Genomic DNA, 17,797 nt, shown 5'->3' with positions numbered 1-17,797 from the left:
TTTGGTGCAATAACCCTCATGGCTCGGTTTGCCGTGATAGCTCAATGCCTGTATTTGTTGAGGCCTCTGTACCGAGGGTCTCGTCGCAATGGTTCGACCAGCATCTGGCCAATCGCTGAAGTATTGGTCATTGAGCGTAGTCGAAATAATCGACTGTCTCGAAATGGTGCGCTTTTTTTTGCCATGCGTTGCCAATGCGCATAGGGCGCCGCGTGAAGCGGTACCGATTCGCAGGTATGCTATCGGCCTTGAACCTGTCCTGCCGAACGGAGTGCCTGCGGTGTTCGCTTTAGATCAACGCCTTCAACAAGACACGCTGGTGATGGGGGATTTCCCCCTCTGTCGCCTGCTGCTGTCTAATGACTCGAACTACCCTTGGTTCATCCTGGTGCCGCGTATCAACGGTATCAGCGAAGTGTTTCAGCTGGATGTCACCGACCAGCAGCGGTTATGGAAAGAAACCACCGCCTTGGCGCAATTGCTGAATGAAGGCCTTGCGGCTGACAAGATGAATATCGGCGCACTGGGCAACGTCGTCAGTCAGTTGCACGTGCACGTGATCGTGCGCAAGCGCGACGATGCCGCTTGGCCGGCGCCTGTGTGGGGCAGGCACCCGGCTCAGCCATATACCGATGAGCAAGTGGCAGCCCTCCGCACTCGCCTGCGTGAGCTGCTACCCGCCGACTTCATCTTTACCCAGGGCTGAATTATGGATTTGCAAGACCGTGTTACCGACCTGGAAAGCCGGCTGGCCTTCCAGGATGACACCATCGAGACCCTGAACGACATTCTCGTCACGCAGCAACGTGCGGTAGAGCGCCTGCAGTTGCAGATGACCGCGCTGCTCAAGCGCCAGGAAGAGATGGGCGGCCAATTCGAGACCTCCGAAGAAGAAGCGCCGCCGCCGCACTATTGATAGCCGCGCATAAAAAAACCGCGATCCAGCAATGCTGGCTCGCGGTTTTTTTTTGCTGCGAAGGCGGGTATCAGCGACGCGGCAGTGCAGCGATCACGTCTTCGGCTTGCAGGCCTTTGTCGCGATTCATGACGGAGAACTCCACGCGCTGGCCTTCCACCAGGACGCGATGGCCTTCGCCGCGAATGGCCCGGAAGTGGACGAAGATATCGTCGCCCGAATCACGGGAAATAAAGCCGAAGCCTTTGGACGTGTTGAACCACTTGACGGTACCGGTATCCCGATTGGTCATGTCGTAGGTTTGCGACGAGGCCGCAGGAGACGAACGGTAGAAGCTGATGGCCAGGTGAAGAACGATGGCGACCACAGCAATCACCAGGCTGAGCAGGATGGCCGGGTGGCCGCCGACTTCAGGCATGGGTGCCAGGAGGGTGAGGGTTTGTACGACAACGGTCAGCACCAGCAGCGCGCTGACCAGGTTTTGCAGTTGATGACGTGTGCCTTTGTTCCAGTAAGGGATCACAGGTGCCAGCGTCAGGTTAAGAAGGCCGAACAAGGCCAGGTACAGAGCGTCGTGTTGTTCCAGGTAGGGAGGGCTTCCCTGTTGCAAGCTCGGTATAAAGGACAGCAGCAAAGCTGCAACGCCCGTTAGCAGGTGGACGATTTTCAACATTTTGATTAACTCACGTTAAGACGGATCACGAGGAAGAGCTGACTGGCACGGTTCGCTTCTGAACAATGGGAGGCGTTGGGCACGTGCGCGGGTATCAGCCTATGTCGGTGCCGCAGAAAGTAACGGCGACGACACGCCGCCTATTTAACAGCAAAGGCTGTGCCTACTCAAATCAAGCATTTCGGGGTGTTGCAAGGAGGGCGGCATTTCTGCGTCAAACGCTTGTCCTAGACACGTGCAGGCTTTTTAAACGGCAGGTAGAGATATTTCCCACATGGCTCGAAGGCTGCGGCTGCGCTGTCTGACACGTTACACCGGGGCGAATTGCCGCGGCGGGCTGCGCATCACCGGCACTCTTGCTAGAGTGGTCCTGCACCTGATCAATGAATGCTGGTCAACTGAAGGGGATAAACATGGCAATCGATATCGGTATCAGTGAAGAAGATCGTAAATCCATCGTCGATGGGCTTTCGCGACTGCTTTCCGATACCTACGTACTGTATCTGAAGACCCACAACTTCCATTGGAACGTCACGGGCCCCATGTTCCGTACGTTGCACCTGATGTTTGAAGAGCAGTACAACGAGTTGGCCCTGGCAGTGGACTCCATTGCCGAGCGTATCCGTGCCCTGGGTTTCCCGGCGCCGGGTGCCTACTCGATCTATGCCCGTCTTTCTTCTATCAAGGAAGAAGAGGGCGTACCCAGTGCCGAAGAGATGATCAAGCAACTGGTGGCCGGTCAGGAAGCCGTCACGCGCACAGCGCGCGGCATCTTCCCATTGCTCGACAAGGTCAGCGATGAGCCCACGGCCGACCTGTTGACCCAGCGTATGCAGGTTCACGAGAAAACCGCGTGGATGCTGCGTTCGCTGCTCGAAAATCAGTAAACACCGACCCTGAGTGGCGCCGTCCTGGCGCCGCTTGCTTGTTTCCGCGCATTTCCTGGCGTTGTCCTACGCCGATCAACTCCCGCGTCTTCTGGCTGCCCGTCGCTCGCTGCTGTTTTATAGGGCCATTGCCCAAGGGGATAGCCCGTGGGCTGCTGTTTGGCAATGGAGTGTCAGGTGTATGTCACGTGGAGTCGGTAATGGAGTGATGGAAACCGGTGGTTTTCATAAGATACAGGTCGACCCTTTTGCAAAAGGGTTCGATATGGGGCTGGCCAAGCCATTGTCCCGGTCGGTGAGGCTCAACGGGTTTTCCACTTGCCTGCGGCTGGAGCAGATCTATTGGAATATCCTCACGGAAATAGCCAGGATCAACGCCTGTTCAGTCAGTGCGTTGCTGTCTTACGTCGACCGGGAAGTGCACTTGCGTTATGGCGGTGTGAAGAACTTCAGTGGGTTGGTCAGGGTGGTGTGCGTGGTTCACGTCTTGAAAGGGCGTATTGAACCTTCATACTCACCGGGGTAGTCACCGGGCACCGGGGCCGGCCCTTGTAGTGAGCGGGCTTGCCCCGCGCTGGGTGGCGAAGCCACCCCAATAAGGACACCGCGAGTTCCAGGATACGCCTAGGCCGCCTGGTTTGGGGCGGCTACGCCACCCAGCGCGGGGCAAGCCCGCTCACTACGGGTTGTCCGCTGAAGTGAGTTTGGCCCAGGGCAGAAAGCCGGCTGCGCTGCCTCGATTTACCAGATATAATCCCGCGCTTTGCTACGCATGCTGCGAACCCGCAGGGCAGGCGTGGCGCAGTAACGATCTGATCGCCGAGACATCTCCATGCCCATGTACGACTATCAATGCGCTTCCTGTGGTCATCAGTTGGAAGCCATTCAGAAGATCAGCGCCGCGCCGTTGGTCGATTGCCCGGCCTGTCAGGCTCCGGAGCTCAAGAAGATGTTGTCCATGCCGGGCTTCCGCTTGAGCGGCAGCGGCTGGTACGAGACCGACTTCAAGACCGGCTCGAAGAAGAACCTGGCCGGCGGCGACAAAGCAGACTGAGTTGAACTCTACGCGCAGGCTCCTGCATTATCCGTCCCCTGCTTTAATGTACGGTGACGAGGCGGGCCTCCACCGAATTTCGAATTACGAGAAGTGAAACCACTACCATGATGCGCAGCCACTATTGCGGCCAACTGAACGAGACCCTGGAAGGTCAGGAAATCACCCTTTGCGGATGGGTTCACCGTCGCCGCGACCACGGCGGGGTCATCTTCCTCGATATCCGTGATCGTGATGGTCTGGCCCAAGTGGTGTTCGACCCGGACCGCGCCGAGAGCTTCGCCGCCGCCGACCGCGTGCGCAGCGAATACGTTGTGAAGATCACCGGCAAGGTTCGCCTGCGTCCGGCTGGCGCTGTGAACAAGAACATGGCGTCCGGCGGCATCGAAGTGCTGGGCTACGAGCTGGAAGTGCTGAACGAGTCGGAAACCCCGCCGTTCCCACTCAACGAATACTCCGACGTGGGCGAAGAAACCCGCCTGCGCTACCGCTTCTTGGACCTGCGCCGTCCGGAAATGGCCGAGAAGCTGCGCCTGCGTTCGCGCATGACCACCAGCATCCGCCGCTTCCTCGACGAAAACGGCTTCCTCGACGTCGAAACGCCGATCCTGACCCGGGCCACCCCGGAAGGTGCGCGTGACTACCTGGTGCCGAGCCGTACTCACGCCGGCAGCTTCTTCGCCTTGCCGCAGTCGCCGCAGCTGTTCAAGCAACTGCTGATGGTGGCCGGCTTCGACCGTTACTACCAGATCGCCAAGTGCTTCCGCGACGAAGACCTGCGCGCCGACCGCCAGCCGGAATTCACCCAGATCGACATCGAGACCAGTTTCCTCGATGAAAAAGAGATCATGGGCATCACCGAACAAATGATCCGCAACCTGTTCAAGGAAGTGCTGGACCTGGAGTTCGGCGAATTCCCGCACATGACCTTTGAAGAAGCCATGCGCCGCTACGGTTCCGACAAGCCAGACCTGCGTAACCCGCTGGAACTGGTGGACGTGGCCGACCAGCTCAAGGAAGTCGACTTCAAGGTGTTCAGCGGCCCGGCCAACGACCCTAAATGCCGCATCGCCGCCTTGCGCGTGCCTGGCGGCGCGAGCATGCCGCGCAAGCAGATCGACGACTACACCAAGTTCGTCGGCATCTACGGTGCCAAGGGCCTGGCGTACATCAAGGTCAACGAGCGCGCCAATGGCGTTGAGGGTCTGCAATCGCCGATCGTCAAGAACATCCCGCTGGACAACCTGAACGCGATCCTTGATCGCGTCGGTGCGGTCGATGGCGACATCGTGTTCTTCGGCGCCGACAAATCCAAGATCGTCAGCGAAGCGCTGGGCGCACTGCGCATCAAGCTGGGCCACGACCTCGACCTGCTGACCTGCAAGTGGGCACCGATGTGGGTTGTCGACTTCCCGATGTTCGAAGAGAACGACGACGGCAGCTTCAGCGCCTTGCACCACCCGTTCACCGCGCCGAAGTGCTCCCCGGCTGAGCTGGAAGCCAACCCGGCTGGCGCTCTGTCCCGCGCCTACGACATGGTGCTCAACGGCACCGAGCTGGGCGGCGGTTCGATCCGTATCCACCGCAAAGAGATGCAGCAAGCGGTCTTCCGCCTGCTGGGTATCAACGAAGCAGAACAGGAAGAGAAGTTTGGCTTCCTGCTCGACGCCCTGAAATACGGCGCACCGCCGCACGGTGGCCTGGCTTTCGGCCTGGACCGCCTGGTGATGCTGATGACTGGCGCCCAGTCGATCCGTGAAGTGATCGCCTTCCCGAAAACCCAGAGTGCTGCGGACGTCATGACCCAGGCTCCAGGTGTGGTGGATGCCAAGGCATTGCGCGAACTGCACATTCGTCTGCGCGAGACGCCGAAGGCTGAGTAAGGCCGCTGCGTGAAAGCGCACTGAGGTTTACGCAGTCTAAAAAGGCGCATCTTCGGATGCGCCTTTGCGTTACAAGGGCTGTGCTTTAAAGAGGGAAGTCCTGCCAGGGGTGGGATTGTTAAGGTTTCTACAGAATTTCGGAGTTGTGTTATGGCTGGCCATTCCAAGTGGGCGAACATCAAGCACCGCAAAGAGCGTCAGGATGCCAAGAAAGGCAAGATATTCACCAAGTGGATCCGCGAGCTGACCGTCGCTGCCCGCCAAGGCGGCGGTGACCCAGGCTCCAACCCGCGCCTGCGCCTGGCGCTGGACAAGGCCCTCGGCGCGAACATGAGCCGTGACATCATCGACCGTGCCGTGGCTCGTGGCGCCGGTGCCGCCGATACCGACGACATGGTCGAGCTGAGCTACGAAGGCTACGGCCCGGGCGGCGTGGCGGTGATGGTCGAGTGCATGACCGACAACCGCAACCGCACCGCAGCAGCTGTGCGCCATGCGTTCAGCAAGTGCGGCGGCAACCTCGGCACTGACGGTTCGGTGGCCTACCTGTTCGAGCGCAAGGGGCAGATTTCCTTCGCACCGGGTGTGGATGAAGATGCACTGATCGAAGCCGCGATGGAGGCGGATGCCGACGACGTGGTGACCAACGACGATGGCTCCATCGACGTGTTCACCTCGTTTGCCGGGTTCTATGCCGTGCGCAATGCGCTGGAAGCCGCTGGTTTCAAAGGCACTGACGCGGAAATCGTGATGCTGCCGACCACCAGCGCCGAGCTGGACCTGGACGGTGCGCAGAAAGTGCTGAAGATGCTGGACATGCTCGAAGACCTGGATGATGTTCAGAACGTGTATTCGAATGCCGATATTCCAGAGTCCGTAGCCGAACAACTCGCTTAAGCACGATAGGGATCCAATGTGGGAGCTGGCTTGCCTGCGATGGCATCACCACGGTGTAACTCACACACCGAGGTGTCTGCATCGCAGGCAAGCCAGCTCCCACAGGGTTCTATGCTGTTACGCAAATGTGTGTAAACCCAACCTGCAGGCGTTATGACTTTAATCCTAGGTATCGACCCCGGTTCGCGCATCACCGGTTTTGGCGTGGTGCAGCACACCCCGCGCGGCTGCATCTATGTCGCTTCGGGTTGCATCCGTACCGGCGCGGGCGAGTTGGCCGAGCGCCTGCAGATTGTCTATCGCGGCGTGCGTGAAGTGATCCAGACGTACGGGCCGGTGACCATGGGCATCGAGAAGGTGTTCATGGCAAAGAACGCCGACTCAGCCCTTAAACTTGGCCAGGCCCGTGGCGCGGCCATCGTGGCCGGCGCGGAGGAGGGCATGGAGATTGCGGAGTACACCGCGACCCAGGTCAAGCAGGCCGTGGTCGGCACTGGTGCGGCCAACAAAGAACAGGTGCAGATGATGGTCATGCACATGCTCAAACTCACCGCCAAGCCGCAGATTGATGCCTCCGACGCCCTGGCCATCGCCATTTGCCATGCGCACACCCGATCCAGTCTGCTACCGCACGGCCTCGTTACGGCACGCAGTCGTGGCGGGCGCCTGCGTCTCTGATAGCATCAGCGCAATCGTTATTTCCGGTCAGGCCTTGATCTGACCCCAAGCTTTAAGGATCGAACCGTGATTGGACGCTTGCGCGGCACCCTGGCTGAGAAACAGCCGCCGCACCTGATTCTGGATGTAAATGGGTTGGGGTATGAGCTGGAAGTGCCCATGACCACCTTGTATCGCCTGCCGTCGGTCGGTGAGCCGATAACGCTGCACACTCATTTGGTGGTGCGCGAAGACGCACAACTGCTTTATGGTTTCATTGGCAAGCGCGACCGTGACTTCTTCCGCGAGCTGATCCGCCTTAATGGTGTGGGGCCGAAACTGGCCCTGGCCTTGATGTCGAGCCTGGAAGTGGATGAACTGGTGCGAGCCGTTTCGGCCCAGGATACCTCTGCGTTGACCAAGGTGCCTGGCGTCGGCAAGAAGACCGCCGAGCGCCTGCTGGTGGAGCTCAAGGACCGCTTCAAGGCCTGGGAAGTCGTGCCGAGCATGTTTGCCCTGGTGCCGAACCAGCCGGATATGCCGGCAGGTCAGGTCGCCAGCGCCGAAAGTGATGCGGTCAGCGCGCTGATCTCCCTGGGCTACAAGCCGCAGGAAGCCAGCAAGGCTGTATCGGCCATCAAGGATAAGAACCTGAGCAGTGAAGACATGATCCGCCGTGCCCTGAAGGGAATGATTTAAGTGATTGAAGCTGATCGTCTGATCGCGGCCACCGGCCCGCGCGACCGTGAAGAAATCCAGGACCGCGCCATCCGTCCACTGAGCCTGGCGGACTATATCGGCCAGCCTACCGTGCGCGAGCAGATGGAGCTGTTTATCCAGGCCGCGCGCGGGCGCAGTGAATCCCTGGATCACACGTTGATCTTTGGCCCACCGGGTCTGGGCAAGACCACTCTGGCCAACATCATTGCCCAGGAAATGGGTGTGTCGATCAAGTCGACCTCCGGCCCTGTGCTGGAGCGCCCGGGCGACCTGGCAGCGTTGCTGACCAACCTTGAACCGCACGATGTGCTGTTTATCGACGAGATCCACCGACTCTCGCCGATTGTCGAGGAAGTGCTGTATCCCGCGATGGAAGACTTCCAGCTCGATATCATGATCGGCGAAGGCCCTGCGGCGCGCTCGATCAAGCTCGACCTGCCACCTTTCACGCTGGTCGGCGCCACCACCCGCGCCGGCATGTTGACCAACCCGTTGCGAGACCGTTTCGGCATTGTTCAACGTCTAGAGTTCTATAGCACAGCGGATTTGGCGACCATCGTCAGCCGTTCGGCAGGCATTCTTGGCTTGCCGCTGGACCCGGAAGGCGCGTTTGAAATTGCCCGTCGGGCCCGTGGCACGCCACGGATTGCCAACCGGTTGCTGCGTCGCGTGAGGGATTTTGCCGAAGTGCGCGCCAAGGGCCATATCACCAAGCCCGTGGCCGACCTGGCCTTGAACCTGCTGGATGTGGATGAGCACGGCTTTGATCACCAGGATCGACGTCTGCTCTTGACCATGATCGAGAAGTTCGACGGGGGGCCGGTGGGCGTCGACAGCCTGGCGGCGGCGATCAGTGAGGAGCGCCATACCATTGAAGATGTGCTGGAGCCGTACCTGATCCAACAGGGCTATATCATGCGTACACCAAGGGGCCGGGTCGTTACACGCCATGCCTACCTGCACTTTGGGTTAAACATTCCGTCACGATTGGGTGAGATGCCCGTGGTAGACGAATTCCTCGATGCAGTGGACGATTAAAAGCTTCACGCAAGTCGATTTATTCGATGTTTGTGCTGTCCTAGTGGCTGGCGTCGTCTTTCAGTCACTGGATATGGTTCAGAGAATGAAAAAACAGTTGCCTGGCCGGATTGGCAACCTGAGGAGTAAGCACTAGAGTATGCGCGCGCAAAACGGGGATCAGTCGTTCGCACATCGCTGTCGCGTATATTACGAGGACACCGATGCGGGCGGCATCGTGTATTACGTCAATTACCTCAAGTTCATGGAGCGGGCTCGAACCGAGCGGCTACGGGAGCTGGGCTTTGCCCAATCCGAGCTGGCAGGGGAGGACCTGTTATTCGTCGTGCATTCCAGCGAGGCGCGTTATCACGCGCCGGCGCGGCTGGACGATGAATTGCTGGTAAGCGCTGAAGTAATCGAATTGAACCGTGTCAGCCTGCGTTTCAAGCAGCAGGTCAGGCGGGCAACGGATGCAACGCTGCTCTGTGAGGGGCAGTTCCTGGTGGCCTGTGTGCGCACCAATAGTTTGAAACCCCGGGCCATTCCCGAAGCTCTACGTGCGGCCTTTGCCGGCGTAAGCGGCGCGGGTAAACAATCAACGCAGGAGATTTAGCGTGGAACCTACCGTCGTCGACCATTCCTCCATGTGGAGCCTGGTCAGTAATGCCAGTGTTGTGGTTCAACTGGTGATGCTGACCCTGGTAGCCGCATCGGTTACCTCTTGGGTCATGATTTTTCAGCGCAGCAACCTGCTGCGTGCCGGTCGACGTGCCCTGGAGAGCTTTGAAGAGCGCTTCTGGTCGGGTATCGACCTGTCCAAGCTGTACCGCCAGGCCGGCAGCAACCCGGACCCGGATTCGGGCGTCGAACAGATCTTCCGCGCGGGCTTCAAGGAATTCTCCCGTCTGCGCCAGCAGCCAGGCGTTGACCCGGAAGCGGTCATGGAAGGTGTGGCCCGTGCCATGCGCGTCGCCATTTCCCGTGAAGAAGAGAAGCTTGAGCAAAGCTTGCCGTTCCTCGCCACCGTCGGTTCCGTGAGCCCGTACATCGGTCTGTTCGGTACCGTGTGGGGGATCATGAACTCCTTCCGCGGCCTGGCCCAGGCCCAGCAAGCGACCCTGGCCACCGTGGCCCCGGGTATCGCTGAAGCCCTGATCGCTACCGCTATCGGCCTGTTCGCTGCGATCCCGGCAGTAATCGCCTACAACCGTTTCGCCGCTACCAGCGAGACGTTGATTGGCCGTTACTACACCTTCGCCGATGAGTTCCAGGCGATCCTGCACCGTAAAGTGCACACCAGCGAAGAATAAGCAGGTAATTCCCAATGGCTTTAATCGCTCGAGCTCGCAAAAAGCGCAAGCCGGTCGCCGAGATGAACGTAGTGCCTTACATCGACGTGATGCTGGTGCTGCTGGTTATCTTCATGGTGACCGCGCCGATGCTCAACCAGGGCGTGAAGGTTGATCTGCCCAAGGTTTCCAGTGAAGCCTTGCCGCAAGACAACAACACTCAGGTCCTGACCATTTCGATCAAGGCTGACAAGACCTACTACTGGAACCTTGGCAGCGAAGTCGACACCCAGAAGCAGCAGGACAAGGCCCTGACCTTGCCGGCGATGACTGATGCCGTGACCAAGATCATTCGCTCCGGCAACGAAGGCGGCAAGCACACCCAGGTGTTCATTCGCGGCGACAAGTCGGTCGACTACGGTTCCGTCATGGGCGCCATGGGCGGGCTGCAGAAGGCCGGCGTCGGTAACGTTGGCTTGATTACCGAGGCGCCCTGATGCAGCAACAGCGAGAGCCGTCCGCCTCGGAAAGCTTCTTCTGGCCTAGCGTCTGGGCAATTGCCCTGCACGTTCTGGTGTTTGGCATGCTGTTCGTCAGCTTTGCCATGACCCCGGACCTGCCGCCAGCCAAGCCGATCGTGCAGGCGACCCTGTATCAGCTGAAATCGAAAAGTCAGGCCACCACCCAGACCAATCAGAAGATTGCGGGTGAGGCCCAGAAGTCGGCTGCGCGCCAGACTGAAGTCGAACAGATGGAACAGAAGAAGGTCGAGCAGGAAGCGGTGAAGGCTGCTGCGGAACAAAAGAAAGAAGAGGCGGCTCAAAAGGCCGAGGAATCGAAAAAGGCTGACGAAGCCAAGAAAGCTGACGAGGCGAAAAAGGCTGATGAAGCCAAGAAGTCCGAGAAAGCTGCCGAAGCTAAAAAGGCTGAAGAGAAACAATTGGCTGATATAGCCAAGAAGAAATCTGAAGAAGAAGCCAAGAAAGCTGCTGAAGAAGAGGCCAAGAAAAAGGCCGCTGAAGAAGCCAAGAAGAAAATAGTCGAAGACGCGAAGAAAAAAGCCGCCGAAGACGCCAAGAAAAAAGCTGAAGCAGACGAGGCGAAGAAGAAAGTCGCCGACGACGCGAAGAAGAAAGCTGCCGCCGACGCCACCAAGAAAAAGGCCCAGGAAGCAGCGCGTAAATCCGCCGAAGAGAAAAAGGCCCAGGCCTTGGCAGATTTGCTTTCCGACACGCCTCAGCGTCAGCAAGCCTTGGCCGATGAGCAGGGCGATGATGTCGCGGGCAGTTTCGACGACTTGATTCGGGCGCGGGCAGCAGAAGGTTGGACACGTCCACCTTCGGCGCGTAAAGGCATGACAGTAGTGCTGCAGATCGGCATGTTGCCGGACGGTACGGTGACTTCGGTCAGCGTGGCCAAGTCCAGTGGTGACGGTTCGTTCGACAGTTCGGCGGTTGCCGCGGTCAAGAATATTGGCCGGTTGACCGAGATGCAGGGAATGAAACCAAGCGACTTCGCTCCCTATCGATCATTCAAGATGACATTCACACCTGAGGATCTAGCCTTGTGAGAAACCTTCTTCGAGGAATGCTTGTCGTTATTTGCTGTATGGCAGGGATAGCGGCGGCGGATGAAAAGAACATCCTAGTCACCAGCGGTAGCGATCGGGCCACCCCGATCGCGGTAGTACCGTTCGGCTGGCAGGGCGGCAGCGTGCTGCCGGACGACATGGCCCAGATCGTCAGTGACGACCTGCGCAACTCCGGCTACTACGCACCGATTCCAAAGGGCAACATGATCAGCCAGCCGAACCAGGCCAGCGAAGTTGTGTTCCGTGACTGGAAGGCTGTTGGCGCCCAGTACCTGATGGTCGGCAACATCACGCCGGCCGGCGGTCGCCTGCAAATCACCTACACCTTGTTCAACGTGGCGACCGAGCAGCAGGTCTTGACCGGCAGCGTTTCGGGCACCGCCGAACAACTGCGGGACATGGCCCACTACATCTCGGACCAGTCGTTTGAAAAACTCACCGGCATCAAGGGTGCGTTCTCGACGCGTCTGCTTTATGTAACGGCCGAACGTTTTTCCGTGGATAACACTCGCTACACGCTGCAGCGCTCGGACTACGACGGTGCACGCGCAGTGACCCTGCTGCAATCGCGTGAGCCAATCCTGTCGCCGCGCTTTGCGCCGGACGGCAAGCGTATTGCCTATGTGTCGTTTGAACAGCGTCGTCCACGGATTTTCGTGCAGCACATTGATACTGGCCGTCGTGAGCAGATCACTAACTTTGAAGGCCTCAACGGTGCACCAGCGTGGTCGCCGGATGGTTCGCGCCTGGCGTTCGTGCTGTCCAAAGATGGCAACCCGGATATCTACGTGATGAACATGGCTTCGCGCCAGATCAGCCGCGTGACCAATGGCCCTGGCATCAATACCGAGCCGTTCTGGGGTAAGGATGGTTCGACCATTTACTTCACTTCTGACCGTGGCGGCAAGCCACAGGTCTACAAGGCAAACGTGAATGGCGGCGGTGCGGAACGTGTGACCTTTATTGGTAACTACAACGCCAACCCTAAGCTTTCGGCCGATGAAAAGACGTTGGTGATGATTCACCGTCAGGATGGTTTCACTAATTTCCGGGTTGCGGCCCAGGATTTGCAGCGCGGAACCGTAAAAATCCTCACAGATACCAACCTTGATGAGTCAGCCACTGTTGCGCCCAACGGCACCATGGTAATCTACGCCACCCGCCAGCAGGGCCGGGGAGTCTTGATGCTCGTGTCCATTAATGGACGCGTAAGGCTCCCGCTTCCTACCGCACAAGGCGAAGTCAGAGAACCATCCTGGTCCCCTTACCTGAACTGACGCGGCGCTACAAAAAGAAGTACTTAACACACTGGGGTTCATTAGGAGTTTCACGATGGAAATGCTGAAGTTTGGTAAGTTTGCTGCTCTGGCTCTGGCTCTGTCCGTAGCCGTTGGTTGCTCGTCTAAAGGCGGCGACAATGCCGGTGAAGGCGCAGCTGTTGATCCAAACGCTGGTTACGGCGCTAACACTGGTGCAGTTGACGGCTCCCTGAGCGAAGAAGCTGCTCTGCGCGCGATCACCACTTTCTACTTCGAATACGACAGTTCGGACCTGAAACCAGAAGCCATGCGCGCTCTGGACGTTCACGCGAAGGACCTGAAAGCTAACGGCGCTCGCGTTGTTCTGGAAGGTAACACTGACGCCCGTGGTACTCGTGAGTACAACATGGCACTGGGCGAGCGTCGTGCGAAAGCCGTTCAGCGCTACCTGGTACTGCAAGGTGTTGCTCCAGGCCAACTGGAACTGGTTTCCTACGGTAAAGAGCGTCCAGTTGCCACCGGTAACGATGAGCAGTCCTGGGCTCAAAACCGTCGCGTCGAACTGCGTAAGTAATTCGTCATGCGAACGTGCCGTCGTGCTCTAACTGTATTGGCTCTCAGCCTCGCACCGCTTGCGGTGTGGGCTGCGGTTCCTGTGGAAGATAGCAACTCAGGCTATAACAATAGCGGGAGCAGCTATCCACCAGCGGGTTATGGTACGAACGGCGCCTATGCGGGGGGAGCGGCTACGTCCGCTCCCTCGGCACAGGGCGAACTGTTCAACCAGCTGCAACGCATGCAGGATCAATTGGCGCAGCAACAAGGCACCATTGAAGTACTGCAGAATCAAGTGAACCAGCTGAAGCAAGAAGGCCTGGAGCGTTACCAGGATCTTGATCGACGTATTGGAGCCGGTGTTGCACCTGCCGCCACTCCTGATAATTCTTCTGCCGGTGGCGCGCCTAGCGCTGCTGCCGGTGGTGCCGCAGCGGGGGCTGCAAGCCAAGCCCCTGCCAGCAGCGAGCCGGGTGATCCGGCGAAGGAAAAGCTGTATTACGATGCAGCCTTCGACCTGATCAAAGCCAAGGATTTCGATAAGGCCAGCCAGGCTTTTACCGCTTTCCTGCGCAAATACCCGAACAGCCAGTACGCGGGCAACGCCCAATACTGGTTGGGCGAAGTCAACCTGGCCAAAGGTGATCTGCAGGGGGCGGGCCAGGCATTTGCCAAGGTCAGCCAGCTGTACCCCAAGCACGCCAAGGTGCCGGATTCGCTGTACAAACTCGCTGACGTAGAACGCCGCCTGGGTCATACCGACAAGGTCAAAGGTATTCTGCAGCAGGTCGTGGCCCAATATCCGGGTACTTCCGCTGCCCAGTTGGCCCAGCGGGACCTGCAACGCTTGTAAGCGATGCCGCCCGTTTAGAAGAAACCCGCGCCTGGCGCGGGTTTTTTCGTTAGAATCCACGCCCTTTTATGAAACACGCTTCCTGGGGTCTACGCGTTGGCGAGGTCTCTTGAAGTGCCTGACGGAGGCGGACAGCCTGTTTAGCTGTTACGCCCGTGGCGACTATGCAAGACACATTACGAATTACCGAAGTTTTTTACTCGTTGCAGGGTGAAACGCGAACGGCCGGCCTGCCCACAGTATTCGTGCGGCTGACCGGTTGCCCTTTGCGTTGCCAATACTGCGACAGCGCCTACGCCTTCATTGGCGGCACGGTGCGCACCCTTGATGACATCCTGGAGCAGGTTGCCGGCTACAAGCCGCGTTACGTCTGCGTGACCGGCGGTGAACCGCTGGCCCAGCCCAATGCCATCCCTTTGCTCAAGCAGCTGTGTGATGCCGGTTATGAAGTGTCGCTGGAGACCAGTGGCGCTTTAGACATCTCTGCGGTTGACCCCCGTGTAAGCCGTGTGGTCGACCTCAAGACCCCAGGCTCCAAGGAAGCGCATCGCAACCGCTACGAGAACATCGATCTGCTGACGGCGAACGACCAAGTTAAGTTCGTTATCTGTTCCCGCGACGATTACGACTGGGCAAACTCCAAGCTGATTCAATATGGCCTGGACCGTCGAGCGGGCGAGGTGCTGTTCTCGCCAAGCCACCATGACCTGAACGCACGTGACCTTGCCGATTGGGTCGTGGCGGACAATCTACCGGTGCGCCTGCAATTGCAGTTGCATAAATACCTTTGGAACGACGAGCCAGGACGCTGATATGACAGAACAAACAATGGATCAAAAACGCGCGGTAATTCTGCTTTCCGGTGGCCTTGATTCCGCCACAGTGGTTGCCATGGCACAAGCGCAAGGCTACAGCTGCTACACCATGAGCTTCGACTACGGCCAGCGCCACCGTGCCGAGCTGAACGCCGCCGCCCGCGTTGCTCGTGAGATGGGCGTGGTCGAGCACAAGGTGATCGGCCTCAATCTCAACGGCATTGGCGGCTCTGCACTGACCGACAGCAGCATCGATGTGCCGGAAGCACCCAGCGAAGGCATCCCGGTGACTTATGTGCCTGCACGTAACACCGTGTTCCTGTCCCTGGCCCTCGGTTGGGCAGAAGTGCTCAACGCCCGTGATATTTTTATCGGCGTCAATGCGGTGGATTACTCCGGCTACCCGGACTGCCGCCCAGAGTTCGTCGAGTCGTTCGAACGCATGGCCAACCTGGCGACAAAGGCCGGTGTAGAAGGGCTGGGCTTCCGTATCCTCGCGCCACTGCAAAACCTGAGCAAGGCCGATATCGTCAAGGCTGGCGTAGGACTTGGCGTTGATTATTCGCTGACTGTTTCCTGCTACCAGGCAGACGATGACGGCCGTGCTTGTGGGAAATGCGATAGCTGCCGACTGCGTACAGAAGGCTTCCAAGCGGCCGGAATTGCTGACCCAACGCGTTATTTCTGATTTATTTCAAATAAGGTGTTGAATAATCCTTAGAAATCAGTATTATACGCGCCACCACACAGCGGGTCGTTAGCTCAGTTGGTAGAGCAGTTGGCTTTTAACCAATTGGTCGTAGGTTCGAATCCCACACGACCCACCATTTTTGGCGGTTTAGAAAATCCGGAAGGCCCACGCAAGTGAGGATTTCCGGGTTTTTTTTTGCCTGTTTGAAAATACCCAAAGCCCCAGGCGGACCAGAAGCCTGGGGCTTTTTTGTATCTGTTCGACGGCAAGCGTCAGCGCAGGGGCTAGGCTTTTGCTCCCATTTGTTGTCAAAGCATCCGAAACGCGGGTAGATTGAGTGCTATACAGCTCAGGACAAGGATCGTCATGACCACGCTTTCGCCTATCACCTCCGCCACTACGCTTGTGTCCCGTCCGGCCGAAACGCCGACCGCCGCCCACGCACAAAGCACGGACGTCAGCGTAAAGCGACCGTCCCTGGTCGTCAGCCTGGGCAATGTTGTCTCCGATACGCTTTCCGACACGTATTCGCGCCGTGGGCAATTACCGGGTCAAGAGACCGTGCGCGCCTGGGAAAGCGACAGCCAGGATGCGCTCAGCAAAGCCCTGAATACCAACTTCAACTCGTTGTCGACAGCCAGCCGCTTCAGTGGCCTTGGCACCGGTTTGATTGCGCAATTCGTCAAGGGCGGCGGGGTGGCGCTTTCCCAGTCTGTTTTGTACGCGAGTGCCGATCGGGCGCAAAACACTGGCGAGCTGAAGATCGATCAAAGTCTGCTGCACACTAAGGCCGACAATCTTTTGAGCCTCAGCATCCAGACCGCCAGCGGCAAGACCGTGACCTTCAGCCTCTCCAGCCAGGCCGATGGCCTGGGTGTGCAGGCCACGGTGGATGGCGGCACCTTGAGCGATGACGAACTCGAAGCGGTCGGAAAATTGGGCAGCGCCTTCCAGGCCGCCGTGGATGGGGTGACGGCGACGCCGCCGAAGCTCGACCTGAGCCAACTGACACAGTTTGATTCCAAGCTGCTGACCTCGGTGGACCTCAACGCCAAGCTAAAGGGCCTGGACGGTCAGGACCTGAGCCTGGCCTTCCACGCCGACAGTCAAAGTCGCACGACACGCATGAGTAGCCCGCTGGGCGAACTTAACGTGGCGGTGGACCTGAAAAACAGCGCGATCCTGGGCGACGCCAAACAGCAGGCCAACGCGCTGAAAAGCTACCTCACCCAGTTTGACCGCGCGCAGGAACGCGGCAGCGCCAAACCGGAGTTGATGGCGATGTTCAAGGATGCCTTCCGCGCCATGAACAGCAATTATCCACAGGCCATTTCCCTGCCGGAAGCGCTGACCCGCAACCCGACCGACCAGGGGCTGCTGACCGGCCTTGCTGATTTCAAGGCTTCGATCAAGCAGGCCACTGACTCACCCAACCCGATGCGCCCGTCCGAGGTGGACGGCTTTGCCTATGACGTGTCGCAAAAGACCCGCGTCGGCGGCAGCAGCGTATTGGACCGCAGCGTGAGCCAGGACCAGCAGTCGAGCCTGTCCGCGAGTTTCCATAAAGGCCTCAAGGGTGGGAAGGCACCGGCCCTGGATGGCAGCCTGGAATCGCAGAACTATCTTTATGTGCAAGTGCAGGACAAGGCCAGCAGTTCGGCCAGTCTCTCCTACAAGGACGGCCTGCTGGTCAACGCATCCGTCGAGCAGAGTGCCAGCCAGAACACTCGTACGCAGAAGTACGTGATGGGCAAGCTGACGGAGGACACCACTGTGCCGAAAGACGCCTCGGTTAAACGCGATTACCTCGTCCTTCTCGAGTACGCGGCCAAGGAAAGCAAGAAGTCCAAAGATGCACTGCAGGCGTCCACATTGAAAGATGCCCTGGCCGACCTGCATGCCTCGGTGATGTTGCAGGAAGATCCATCCGCACTGGTGCGCTGACACCGCTTGCGAGAACGGGAAACCCCGCCCTGGGGTTTCCCGTTTTTTTGCCCGACAGACGCGCCCGCAGATGCCAGATTAGGCTTTTGAATC

Annotated in this window: 21 protein-coding genes and 1 tRNA gene; 21 read left to right on the top strand and 1 reads right to left on the bottom strand. The window is 58.6% G+C overall.

Features of this window, described 5'->3' with window-relative positions; genetic code table 11:
• The first annotated feature begins 280 nt into the window (after positions 1-280).
• Positions 281-706, top strand: a complete 426-nt coding sequence (locus JBO08_RS17805; protein WP_220074380.1) for an HIT domain-containing protein — start codon at positions 281-283, stop codon at positions 704-706.
• 3 nt (positions 707-709) lie between these two features.
• The gene (locus tag JBO08_RS17800) at positions 710-916 is read left to right on the top strand and encodes a SlyX family protein (protein ID WP_015885618.1); all 207 of its coding nucleotides are present in this window, start codon (positions 710-712) and stop codon (positions 914-916) included.
• 70 nt (positions 917-986) lie between these two features.
• Here JBO08_RS17800 and JBO08_RS28315 read toward each other — a convergent pair whose 3' ends face one another.
• Positions 987-1,589 carry a cold-shock protein gene (locus JBO08_RS28315; RefSeq protein ID WP_025854767.1) on the bottom strand — a complete coding sequence of 201 codons (603 nt, stop codon included), beginning with the start codon at positions 1,587-1,589 and terminating at the stop codon, positions 987-989.
• Between the two features lie 413 nt (positions 1,590-2,002).
• Between JBO08_RS28315 and JBO08_RS17790 the strand changes: the two genes are divergently transcribed.
• From JBO08_RS17790 to JBO08_RS17700, 19 genes are all read left to right on the top strand, one after another.
• Complete coding sequence (locus JBO08_RS17790) at positions 2,003-2,476, top strand: Dps family protein (protein ID WP_003193874.1); 474 nt, start codon at positions 2,003-2,005, stop codon at positions 2,474-2,476.
• A gap of 181 nt (positions 2,477-2,657) precedes the next feature.
• Positions 2,658-3,002: a ribbon-helix-helix domain-containing protein gene (locus tag JBO08_RS17785; RefSeq protein ID WP_065889943.1), complete on the top strand. Its 345-nt coding sequence runs from the start codon at positions 2,658-2,660 to the stop codon at positions 3,000-3,002.
• A gap of 306 nt (positions 3,003-3,308) precedes the next feature.
• Positions 3,309-3,530, top strand: a complete 222-nt coding sequence (locus tag JBO08_RS17780; RefSeq protein ID WP_010208103.1) for an FmdB family zinc ribbon protein — start codon at positions 3,309-3,311, stop codon at positions 3,528-3,530.
• Between the two features lie 107 nt (positions 3,531-3,637).
• Positions 3,638-5,413: an aspartate--tRNA ligase gene (gene aspS / locus JBO08_RS17775; RefSeq protein WP_065945853.1), complete on the top strand. Its 1,776-nt coding sequence runs from the start codon at positions 3,638-3,640 to the stop codon at positions 5,411-5,413.
• 150 nt (positions 5,414-5,563) lie between these two features.
• A complete protein-coding gene (locus JBO08_RS17770) occupies positions 5,564-6,310 on the top strand; it encodes a YebC/PmpR family DNA-binding transcriptional regulator (protein ID WP_049711749.1) in 747 nt (248 codons plus the stop codon).
• Between the two features lie 153 nt (positions 6,311-6,463).
• Positions 6,464-6,988: a crossover junction endodeoxyribonuclease RuvC gene (gene ruvC, locus JBO08_RS17765; protein ID WP_220074379.1), complete on the top strand. Its 525-nt coding sequence runs from the start codon at positions 6,464-6,466 to the stop codon at positions 6,986-6,988.
• Between the two features lie 66 nt (positions 6,989-7,054).
• On the top strand, positions 7,055-7,666 hold the full coding sequence (ruvA, locus tag JBO08_RS17760; RefSeq protein ID WP_003175802.1) for a Holliday junction branch migration protein RuvA: 612 nt from the start codon (positions 7,055-7,057) through the stop codon (positions 7,664-7,666).
• Entirely contained in the window at positions 7,667-8,725 is a 1,059-nt protein-coding gene (gene ruvB / locus JBO08_RS17755; protein ID WP_024077146.1) for a Holliday junction branch migration DNA helicase RuvB, read from the top strand. It begins immediately after the preceding gene.
• Between the two features lie 139 nt (positions 8,726-8,864).
• A complete protein-coding gene (gene ybgC, locus JBO08_RS17750; protein ID WP_065873596.1) occupies positions 8,865-9,320 on the top strand; it encodes a tol-pal system-associated acyl-CoA thioesterase in 456 nt (151 codons plus the stop codon).
• A gap of 1 nt (position 9,321) precedes the next feature.
• Positions 9,322-10,017: a protein TolQ gene (gene tolQ / locus JBO08_RS17745; protein WP_015885609.1), complete on the top strand. Its 696-nt coding sequence runs from the start codon at positions 9,322-9,324 to the stop codon at positions 10,015-10,017.
• Positions 10,018-10,040: 23 nt separating this feature from the next.
• A complete protein-coding gene (gene tolR, locus JBO08_RS17740; RefSeq protein WP_161793227.1) occupies positions 10,041-10,493 on the top strand; it encodes a protein TolR in 453 nt (150 codons plus the stop codon).
• Positions 10,493-11,566, top strand: a complete 1,074-nt coding sequence (gene tolA / locus JBO08_RS17735; protein ID WP_049711752.1) for a cell envelope integrity protein TolA — start codon at positions 10,493-10,495, stop codon at positions 11,564-11,566. The genes tolR and tolA overlap by 1 nt, the downstream gene beginning before the upstream one ends.
• A 17-nt stretch (positions 11,567-11,583) precedes the next feature.
• On the top strand, positions 11,584-12,864 hold the full coding sequence (gene tolB / locus JBO08_RS17730; protein ID WP_175403016.1) for a Tol-Pal system beta propeller repeat protein TolB: 1,281 nt from the start codon (positions 11,584-11,586) through the stop codon (positions 12,862-12,864).
• Positions 12,865-12,919: 55 nt separating this feature from the next.
• Entirely contained in the window at positions 12,920-13,420 is a 501-nt protein-coding gene (gene pal, locus JBO08_RS17725) for a peptidoglycan-associated lipoprotein Pal (RefSeq protein ID WP_003193861.1), read from the top strand.
• Positions 13,421-13,426: 6 nt separating this feature from the next.
• Entirely contained in the window at positions 13,427-14,254 is an 828-nt protein-coding gene (ybgF, locus tag JBO08_RS17720; RefSeq protein WP_049711754.1) for a tol-pal system protein YbgF, read from the top strand.
• 164 nt (positions 14,255-14,418) lie between these two features.
• On the top strand, positions 14,419-15,066 hold the full coding sequence (gene queE, locus JBO08_RS17715) for a 7-carboxy-7-deazaguanine synthase QueE (RefSeq protein ID WP_220074378.1): 648 nt from the start codon (positions 14,419-14,421) through the stop codon (positions 15,064-15,066).
• A gap of 16 nt (positions 15,067-15,082) precedes the next feature.
• A complete protein-coding gene (gene queC / locus JBO08_RS17710) occupies positions 15,083-15,757 on the top strand; it encodes a 7-cyano-7-deazaguanine synthase QueC (RefSeq protein ID WP_175403019.1) in 675 nt (224 codons plus the stop codon).
• Between the two features lie 63 nt (positions 15,758-15,820).
• Positions 15,821-15,896, top strand: a tRNA-Lys gene (locus tag JBO08_RS17705).
• A gap of 230 nt (positions 15,897-16,126) precedes the next feature.
• Positions 16,127-17,704, top strand: coding sequence for a lactate dehydrogenase (locus tag JBO08_RS17700; protein ID WP_258407035.1), 1,578 nt, complete (start codon positions 16,127-16,129; stop codon positions 17,702-17,704).
• Positions 17,705-17,797: the final 93 nt, after the last annotated feature.

This window comes from Pseudomonas sp. LAP_36 (assembly GCF_019456785.1).
Classification (GTDB): Bacteria; Pseudomonadota; Gammaproteobacteria; order Pseudomonadales; family Pseudomonadaceae; genus Aquipseudomonas; species Aquipseudomonas tritici.
Note: the sequence above shows the minus strand (reverse complement) of the source record. Positions and strands in the feature narration are given on the sequence as shown.

What these genes read in the sequence shown, in the direction of transcription:
- JBO08_RS17800 (WP_015885618.1), top strand. Translation starts at nt 710, where the DNA reads ATGGATTTGCAAGACCGTGTTACCGACCTGGAAAGCCGGCTGGCCTTC.
- JBO08_RS28315 (WP_025854767.1), bottom strand. Translation starts at nt 1,589, where the DNA reads ATGTTGAAAATCGTCCACCTGCTAACGGGCGTTGCAGCTTTGCTGCTG.
- JBO08_RS17790 (WP_003193874.1), top strand. Translation starts at nt 2,003, where the DNA reads ATGGCAATCGATATCGGTATCAGTGAAGAAGATCGTAAATCCATCGTC.
- JBO08_RS17785 (WP_065889943.1), top strand. Translation starts at nt 2,658, where the DNA reads ATGTCACGTGGAGTCGGTAATGGAGTGATGGAAACCGGTGGTTTTCAT.
- JBO08_RS17780 (WP_010208103.1), top strand. Translation starts at nt 3,309, where the DNA reads ATGCCCATGTACGACTATCAATGCGCTTCCTGTGGTCATCAGTTGGAA.
- aspS (WP_065945853.1), top strand. Translation starts at nt 3,638, where the DNA reads ATGATGCGCAGCCACTATTGCGGCCAACTGAACGAGACCCTGGAAGGT.
- JBO08_RS17770 (WP_049711749.1), top strand. Translation starts at nt 5,564, where the DNA reads ATGGCTGGCCATTCCAAGTGGGCGAACATCAAGCACCGCAAAGAGCGT.
- ruvC (WP_220074379.1), top strand. Translation starts at nt 6,464, where the DNA reads ATGACTTTAATCCTAGGTATCGACCCCGGTTCGCGCATCACCGGTTTT.
- ybgC (WP_065873596.1), top strand. Translation starts at nt 8,865, where the DNA reads ATGCGCGCGCAAAACGGGGATCAGTCGTTCGCACATCGCTGTCGCGTA.
- tolA (WP_049711752.1), top strand. Translation starts at nt 10,493, where the DNA reads ATGCAGCAACAGCGAGAGCCGTCCGCCTCGGAAAGCTTCTTCTGGCCT.
- tolB (WP_175403016.1), top strand. Translation starts at nt 11,584, where the DNA reads ATGCTTGTCGTTATTTGCTGTATGGCAGGGATAGCGGCGGCGGATGAA.
- pal (WP_003193861.1), top strand. Translation starts at nt 12,920, where the DNA reads ATGGAAATGCTGAAGTTTGGTAAGTTTGCTGCTCTGGCTCTGGCTCTG.
- ybgF (WP_049711754.1), top strand. Translation starts at nt 13,427, where the DNA reads ATGCGAACGTGCCGTCGTGCTCTAACTGTATTGGCTCTCAGCCTCGCA.
- queE (WP_220074378.1), top strand. Translation starts at nt 14,419, where the DNA reads ATGCAAGACACATTACGAATTACCGAAGTTTTTTACTCGTTGCAGGGT.
- queC (WP_175403019.1), top strand. Translation starts at nt 15,083, where the DNA reads ATGGATCAAAAACGCGCGGTAATTCTGCTTTCCGGTGGCCTTGATTCC.
- JBO08_RS17700 (WP_258407035.1), top strand. Translation starts at nt 16,127, where the DNA reads ATGACCACGCTTTCGCCTATCACCTCCGCCACTACGCTTGTGTCCCGT.